The sequence below is a fragment of the Fulvivirga kasyanovii genome, from assembly GCF_009711405.1.
GTDB lineage: Bacteria > Bacteroidota > Bacteroidia > Cytophagales > Cyclobacteriaceae > Fulvivirga > Fulvivirga kasyanovii.
Window position 1 is genome coordinate 7,735 of the sequence record NZ_SMLW01000510.1, and the last position, 7,262, is coordinate 14,996.

At 43.1% G+C, this 7,262-nt stretch carries 5 protein-coding genes; 2 read left to right on the top strand and 3 right to left on the bottom strand.

All coding sequences use genetic code 11. The annotated features are described in order from the left end of the window. Window positions 1–356: 356 nt before the first annotated feature. From nrfA to E1163_RS10585, 3 genes are all read right to left on the bottom strand, one after another. Window positions 357–1,850 carry an ammonia-forming cytochrome c nitrite reductase gene (gene nrfA, locus E1163_RS10575; protein ID WP_155171437.1) on the bottom strand — a complete coding sequence of 498 codons (1,494 nt, stop codon included), beginning with the start codon at window positions 1,848–1,850 and terminating at the stop codon, window positions 357–359. An 81-nt stretch (window positions 1,851–1,931) separates the two neighbouring features. Further along, entirely contained in the window at window positions 1,932–2,528 is a 597-nt protein-coding gene (gene nrfH / locus E1163_RS10580) for a cytochrome c nitrite reductase small subunit (RefSeq protein ID WP_246223600.1), read from the bottom strand. A 364-nt stretch (window positions 2,529–2,892) separates the two neighbouring features. Beyond that, window positions 2,893–3,789, bottom strand: a complete 897-nt coding sequence (locus E1163_RS10585) for a LysR family transcriptional regulator (protein ID WP_155171441.1) — start codon at window positions 3,787–3,789, stop codon at window positions 2,893–2,895. Between the two features lie 122 nt (window positions 3,790–3,911). Between E1163_RS10585 and E1163_RS10590 the strand changes: the two genes are divergently transcribed. Together E1163_RS10590 and E1163_RS10595 are read left to right on the top strand one after the other, a co-directional pair. After that, window positions 3,912–4,820 (top strand): DUF1338 domain-containing protein, encoded by a 909-nt coding sequence (locus E1163_RS10590; RefSeq protein ID WP_155171443.1) that lies wholly within the window; start codon window positions 3,912–3,914, stop codon window positions 4,818–4,820. A gap of 102 nt (window positions 4,821–4,922) precedes the next feature. Beyond that, entirely contained in the window at window positions 4,923–6,962 is a 2,040-nt protein-coding gene (locus tag E1163_RS10595) for a glutamine--tRNA ligase/YqeY domain fusion protein (RefSeq protein ID WP_155171445.1), read from the top strand. Window positions 6,963–7,262: the final 300 nt, after the last annotated feature.

The following is a 7,262-nucleotide window of genomic DNA, read 5'->3' on the forward strand; positions in this document are numbered from 1 at the left end:
TAGTCATTTTCAATAAAAGTGGCCACGGCCATGGAAACCGCAAAGACCAATAATAAAACCAGTGTAACTTTTGTCGATAATAATTTCTTTAAAACCTTCATCATTAGAATAATATCCCTGTAAATCGTTGCTTTACTCTTGCCTGGAAAATAACATCAGGCAGAGCCGTTTTGACTTTTAATATTTCCCTATTCCTGAAATACCTGAAAAGCAGTGGGTGGCATAGCCGGTATACAGGAAGACTTAAACTATTATATACCCCTACGCTTACAAAAAAATGTTCCATATACTGTTTGAGCGGGGATGTGTTAAAACCAGTTTAAACTCCTTGCATGGAATGGGAAATGGCACAAATGTCATTTGGAGCCTATTACTTTGACGTCCATCTTCGCCTCCCTCTCTTTTCCTTCTTTCATCCATTTGGGTACTATTTCCTTTAAGAACTTTTCTTTATTGTACCGTTCCTTTTCAATATCAATGCCGGTAAAGGCCTGCAAAGCTTCTTTACTATTAAGATTTGGCATTTCCACCGGCCCATCATGACCTAGTGCATGCAACAGGCGGGTGAGCTCTATTCTGGCTTCCTGTATTATTCGTGTTGCAGAGGTCACTATTCTGCTGGTTTCGAGTGGTGCGTGAAAAGCTCCACCATGAGACGCAACGGAATAATCCCAACGCCACTGGGCATGCCGGATTCCCTTTTGGATGTCTTTCATTTGCTCTTCTGTAGCGCCAAGTTCCCATGCCTTCGCGGCTTCAATATGTGCCTTAGCTATTAGCTTTTGGAGCTTGGAAGTCCCCTCCTTTATCTTACTCTGACGTTCGTACACATCAGAAACCAGGTCTTCTACCTTTTCTCTATGGCATACAAAACATGAATTTTCAACATTACTAAGAGGAGAACCTATGTGGTGGTCGGTAAATTTTTGTCCGCCCTCAGTTTTATAGGGCATATGGCAATCGGCACAAGAGACACCACGCTTGGCATGAACACCTTTCAAATAAGTTTCGTAGTCAGGATGTTGCGCCTTAAGCATTCTGGTTTTGCTTAATGGGTGTATCCAATCGGCAAAATCCGTCTTATCATAATACGCTTCCATAGCGTCTACATCCATTCCGTCCTTCCATGGAAAAGTGAGGTAATTGGCTCCGTCTGCCCCGGGCTTCTTTTTATCAAAGTAATACTCCACATGGCACTGCGCACATACCAGTGAGCGCATTTCCTGGTGGGATGCCTTGTTGATGTCCTTGCCCATGGCCTGGTAAGCTTCTATAAGTGCCGGCCTGGTAATGGTTAAGTCCATCGTTTGAGGGTCGTGGCAATCAGCACACCCGATTGGATTGATCATCTGGCTTCCCAAATCTGACCATTGTTTGCTGTAAAACTCCGAAACACCAATTTCCTTCATCAGGCGCGGGACATCGGGACTCTTGCAAGTCCAGCAAGTGCTTGGCATGGGGCCATCGCCTTCCTCCAGGGGTGCTCCGGTCCTTAAGGTCTTCATGATGTCTGCCACGGCATAGCTATGGCCTCTGGGTTGATTATAGTCTTTACCAAAACCATAACCTGCCCATAATATCACCAGCTCAGGTTGCTCGTCCAGCACATCTGCAAAGCCACTGGTATTATACATACTTCTAAACGATGTATCAGCAGTTTGCATGTACGATTGATACTGGCGCGGATAGTTTAACCCCCATACCGAGTCTCGTGGCTCAATGCCTTCTATTTTTACGGTAGGCTGATAGGCAAACCGTGCTTCTGCTTTTCTGTCTATTATAGTATATGCAAGCATAGCAAGTAAAAAAACAGCTATGGCCGTAACTCCGAAAAGTATCCAGTTTTTCATATGTATAATTTTTAATAGTCAACTACCACAAATAGTCCTGCGTGGATTTTCATCCTTATGCTCAACTTGCTTATGGTATTTTTACTTTGCATTTTCTTCTTTCATAGATTGCTTTAACCACTGAGGGATAATCTCCCTGTCATCCGGTATATGTACAGTTATAGGTTCTATTTGTGTACCTACCGAAGACAGACTTTTCTCTTTACCGTGAGGCACATCCCTATGACATTCCCAACAGGTTCTGTCTGTTCTCTTACTATGATGATTCTCAACAAAACCTGCCATTTTAGCATCAGTAACCTGTGAGGAATGGCACCTGATACAATTACTTTGTATTACTGCCTGTGAGGCTTCCAGGGCACGGATCACCTGGGGCTCTGCACGCAGAGTAAATATCGACGCGTGATATAGTCCATCTTTAGCTTTAAAGAAATATTGATTAAATACATTGTCATGGGGTACGTGACAATCATTACAGGTAGCGACTTCTCTATGGGAGCTATTGTTCCAACTCACGTATTGGGGCATCATGATGTGGCAGTTTACACATGCCTGTGGGTTATCAGAGAGATAAGACACTGCATGACTAACATAGAGGATGTAAAAACCAAGTCCGATAAAGGTTGCAAATGAAACTACAGCTATTGTTTTCCATTTTCGGCCAGGTTCAAGCCCCAAACGGGTTAATATCTTTTTTATGTAGGAGATAGGTTTCATAAACATCAGCCAGCCAAACTTCGTAAATCAGATAATTATAAAAAATGACTAAAATCATCTATTGAAGCAAAAACCATTTTTTAAAATGTTTCCCTGATTATTAAAAAACTGAGGCTGGTAATTGTTTAAAATGCTAGGTATTCGTGAGGTGTTTCACAAACAAACCTCTTAAACCAACCTGGGGCTGGTCTCAAAAATTATAGATCAGGACGAAGGAAGAGGCAATCTTACTCATGAATTTGGGGTATGTCTTTGATTTAGGATGGGGTACTATCCCTTTAATGTATCAACTGTTTTCAACCCGCTGTTGGCATGTGGGCACAAATTACTCTGCTTTCATAAGTTTAAGAAAGTAAGAAAAGGCCATATTGTCGTTATACCTGTTCCAGACGGCAAACAGTTCTGTCTGGTGTTTAATTTCTTTTAATTCGATGTATTTCACTTTGTAGTTGAATTTATCTACCAATGAAGTGGGTACTATTGAAATCCCCAGACCACTTTCCACCAATTTGAAGATTGTAGGCCCATGTATGGACTGATGTGAAATTCGGGGGGTAAACCCATATTCCCGGCAAAGGGCGATAATCTGTCCAAAAAACATCTGGCTGCTCTCATTCGGAAATAAAATATAGGATTCATCAGCCAATTGCCCCATATCAACAAAGTTAGTTTCGTTAATGGCGTGATTTTCAGGAAGTACAAGAGTCAGCGTTTCCTTGAAGATCAATTGACTTTGCATGCTGGCCGTGAAGTTGTTTGACCTTACAAAACCAATGTCCAGTTCTTTTTTATCCAGGGCCTGTAACTGGTCACGATTGCTAAGTTCGGTCAGGTGAAACCTGATCTTCGGGTAACCGGCGGTGAATTCCTTTAGCAACTTTGGCAGGTATGCCTGCATGGCAGATCCCACAAACCCTATCCTTACTATACCCTCTCCCCCTTCTACCCGGAACCTCCATTGCTCCATGCTTTTTTTCATCTGGGTGAGTATTGTGCCTGCTTCCTCTTTTAGCAGTTCTCCCGCATGGCTGAGGTTCACTTTCCGGTTGGTTCGCACAAAAAGCTCCTGCCCCAATATGGTTTCCATCCGCTGTATTTGTTGGCTCAGAGCAGACTGTGTAATAAACAGGCGCTCAGCAGCCTTTCCATAATGCAAAGTCTCCGACAACACCAGAAAATATTCAAAGTGCCGGATCTCTAATTGATTAGCAATACTTATCATTCGATTCAAAACGTTAATTGAATGTAATGCTTTTTCGCGATAACTTTGTGCTGTTCAATCGGTTATTTTTTAAAGGAAACAGTAATACTGCTTCCCAAATGCAGAACAATAAATCACAACTTATGAACTTTGACAAGAACACTTCTTTGGATAAAATTTTGAACGCTTTATTCACCCCTTACAGGGAAAACGTACCAGAGGTAAGAAAAATAAGTGATGCGATGATCGAAAACGGTATGATCTCCGATGAAAGCGACATCATAAATGATCATATTGCATTCCGTACCCTGGGCGTGCCTAATCTGGGCATTGCTTCTTTTGAAAAGATATTTTTGCACTACGGGTATAAGAAAAAAGACCCTTACTACTTTGAGGAAAAGAAGTTGAATGCCTTTTGGTATGAACCACCTGCAGAGAGGTTTCCCAGAATATTTGTAAGCGAGCTCAGGGTTGAAGACCTGTCAGAGAAGGCCCAGGAAATTATCCATAAATATATTGGCCATGTCGATCAGTGCCCGGTAGAAAAAATTGACCTGGATAACACGGATGAGGTTGGCGACTTTTTTTACAAACCGCTTTGGGACCTGCCTACGCTGGAAGACTATAAAACCCTGCTTGCTGAAAGTGAATATGCGGCATGGGTAATTTACAACAGGTATTACCTCAACCATTACACCATCAGCATCCATGAACTGCCCGATGGCTATGATACGCTGGAGCAATTCAACGCATTTCTTGAGTCTATTGGTATAGTGCTGAATACCGCAGGAGGCAAGATTAAAACCAGCGAAGACGGACTTTTGAGACAAAGCAGTTCTGTATCTAAAATGCAGGAAGCTACATTTGCCGATGGAGAAAAAATGAAGATCTCCGGCAGCTACGTAGAGTTTGCCGAACGTTCTGTTTTACCTCAGTTCAAAGACCTGCCAAAAGACCAAATCACTAGAAAACACCGAAGGGACGGCTTCGAATCTGCCAATGCCGATAAGATATTTGAAAGTACTTATCTGGAGCAGACTTCGATGGCGTAAGTTATTACTTATAATAGACCCTCCAAGGATTTTAAAACCTTGGAGGTCTTCTGTTGTAATTGATTGTATTTGCAGTAATTTTGCAGTTCAATTTTTTCAACCATGACAGAAGCACCAGAATCACTGAATTTTTTAGAACAGATCATTGCGGAAGACCTTGCCAACGGGTTAGCTCCTGACAAGCTGCGCTTTCGTTTTCCTCCGGAACCTAACGGTTATTTACACATAGGCCATGCAGCATCTATTTGCCTTAATTTTGGCCTGGGGAAGAAGTTTAATGCACCGGTAAACCTGCGTTTTGACGATACCAACCCTACCAAGGAAGAGCAGGAATACGTAGATGCCATCCGGTATGATATCGAATGGCTGGGCTTTCAGTGGGATAAGGAGTGCTATTCTTCAGATTATTTCCAGGAGTTGTACGACTGGGCTATTGAACTGATCAAGCAAGGTAAGGCCTATGTAGATGGTCAGTCTCCGGATCTTATTGCCGAGCAAAAGGGAACGCCAACTACACCCGGTAAGGCCAGTCCTTTCAGGGATACAAGCGTTGAAGAAAACCTGGACCTGTTCCAAAGAATGAAGGAGGGTGAATTTGAGGCGGGCACTTACGTATTGCGTGCCAAAATCGATATGAGCTCACCCAATATGCTGATGCGTGACCCATTGATGTACCGCATCGTCAGAAAAGCCCATCACAGAACGGGTACTGAATGGTGCATCTACCCGATGTATGACTGGGCACACGGTCAGTCTGATTACCTTGAACAAATATCACATTCTCTCTGTACGCTCGAATTTAAGCCTCACAGGGAGCTATACGACTGGTGCCTTGACCAGATATATGACAACAATAAACTCAGGCCTAAGCAACGTGAGTTTGCACGACGCAACCTGAGCTATACGGTAATGAGCAAGCGCAAATTGCTGGAGCTGGTACAATCTAAAACCGTTGCCGGCTGGGACGACCCCCGCATGCCGACAATCTCCGGGTTGAGGCGCAGAGGATATACCCCGGCATCTATCAGGAAGTTCAGTGAGCTTTCAGGCATTTCCAAAAGAGATGGGGTTACGGATGTGTCGTTACTGGAATTTTGTATCAGGGAAGACCTGAATAAAACCGCTACCCGTGTAATGGGTGTCCTGGACCCGGTGAAGCTGGTGATCACCAACTACCCTGAAGGGAAAGAGGAAATGCTGGTTGCAGAAAACAACCCCGAAGATCCTAATGCAGGCACGCATGAAGTGCCGTTCTCACGAGAACTATACATCGAGCGTGAAGACTTCAAAGAAGAAGCTGGGAGCAAATTTTTCAGGCTTACTTTGGGGCAGGAAGTGCGCTTGAAGAATGCTTACATTATAAAGGGTGAGTCTGTAGTTAAAGACGAGAAAGGAAATATTACCGAAATCCACTGTACCTGTGATCTCGATTCAAAATCAGGAAGCGGCACGGAAGCCAGTATGAGGAAGGTGAAAGGCACGCTGCATTGGGTATCTATTCAACATGCTATAAAAGCAGAGATTCGAGAGTACGACCGCTTGTTTTTAGACGAAGCACCGGACAGCCACGAAGGCAAGGATTTTATGGAATTTGTAAATCCTGATTCGCTTAAAATCATTAAAGAGGCATACCTTGAGCCATTTTTGCAAGAGGCCAAATTAGACGATAAGTTCCAGTTCCAGCGTCTGGGGTATTTCACATTAGATAAAGATGCTACCTCTGAGCGTTTGATATTTAACAAAACTGTTGGACTGAGGGATACTTGGGCCAAACAGCAGTCTCAGCCTGCGCAGCAAGGCAATAAGCCTTCTCAGCCGTCCAAAGGGCAGCCTCAGGGACAAAGAAGTGCTATCAACGAGATCCAGAAGATCAGTAAAAAGTACACCAACCTCTCTGGCGACAAACTTGCCAATGCCAAAGCCAGCATTATGAACCTCGCGGAAGGCGTTTCTTACGAAGAGCTGCAACCGCTGTTCAATACGGCTGCCAAGAAGGTAGGAACCCGTATTGGGGTTATGATCACTTTAGGTGTTTTGCTCAATAAAGGGCTGGTACGCAATTCTGAAATTGATGCTTTTATTGAGGCAGGGTTGAATGATAAGAATGAATTGCTGGCTGAGGAAGCGAAGGCGATAAAGTAATTGAAGTAGTAGTGCAATCTTATTGCTGACAGAATAGATGGTGGAATGGCAAATCATTCCACTATCTAATTTTAGCCACACCGACATTAAATTATCAAAGATTACCTTTTTCCAAGTCTCTTCCCCTACACTATTTGTTTACTTTTCACCCTTTCCAACTACCAAATGAAGAACCACGCTAGATTGTGAATTGTGGTTTTATTGTTTTATTTGTGTTTGCCCCAATCAGCCTTAATTCATAGAAATGCCCTTAAAATTCTCTTCCTTGATTATAACTCTTTCCTTTTTTAGCATAAGCTA